The following is a 534-nucleotide window of genomic DNA, read 5'->3' as shown; positions in this document are numbered from 1 at the left end:
AAAAACAGTATGTTAAATGATTGTTAACTCGGGTTTTTGTTAGCACCATTGCTTACATTTTGTTCAACTTGAGGGGTTGTGTTGAACAAAAAAAATGGGAAAATAGTACGCAAACTGAGATTCCAAATTTGAAAGGATGCGTTTCCAACCTATGGTGAGGCGAGTATTATGAAACTGTTTTTAATTTTATTGATGTCAATTTCTGGTGGTGTAGCGGCAGCTGACCATATTCACTCTTTCCTATTCGGCTTCTATATTGCGGCGTTAGCAGTTGGTAGTTGTTACTGGCTGGCATTCCGTAGCACGCGTTTCCCACAGTTGGCATTAATGCTATTGATGTGTGGCTTTTTTGCAAAAATTGCAGTGACCGTTATCGGTGTTTCTTGGGGTATCTCAAACGATATCATTCAATCGCCGTTCATTTTCTCATTGTCATACCTATTCTTCTTGGTCGTAGTGACTTACGTTTGGTTTGCATACCGCGATAGGTTGACGCTTAAAAAGCGCGCTAAGCAGGTAGAAGAGTCTCGCAAA

The 534-nt window shown here is 40.4% G+C and carries 1 protein-coding gene; it reads left to right on the top strand.

The window, feature by feature from the left end:
* Nucleotides 1-168: 168 nt before the first annotated feature.
* Nucleotides 169-534: NADH:ubiquinone oxidoreductase (locus AB4653_RS20620; RefSeq protein ID WP_372105196.1), on the top strand; the 366-nt coding region annotated here is incomplete at its 3' end.

Source organism: Vibrio sp. 10N.222.48.A3 (genome assembly GCF_041475345.1).
Lineage (GTDB): Bacteria > Pseudomonadota > Gammaproteobacteria > Enterobacterales > Vibrionaceae > Vibrio > Vibrio tasmaniensis_A.
The sequence above is the reverse complement of the archived record's forward strand: the minus strand, read 5'-3'. Positions and strand labels throughout refer to the sequence as shown.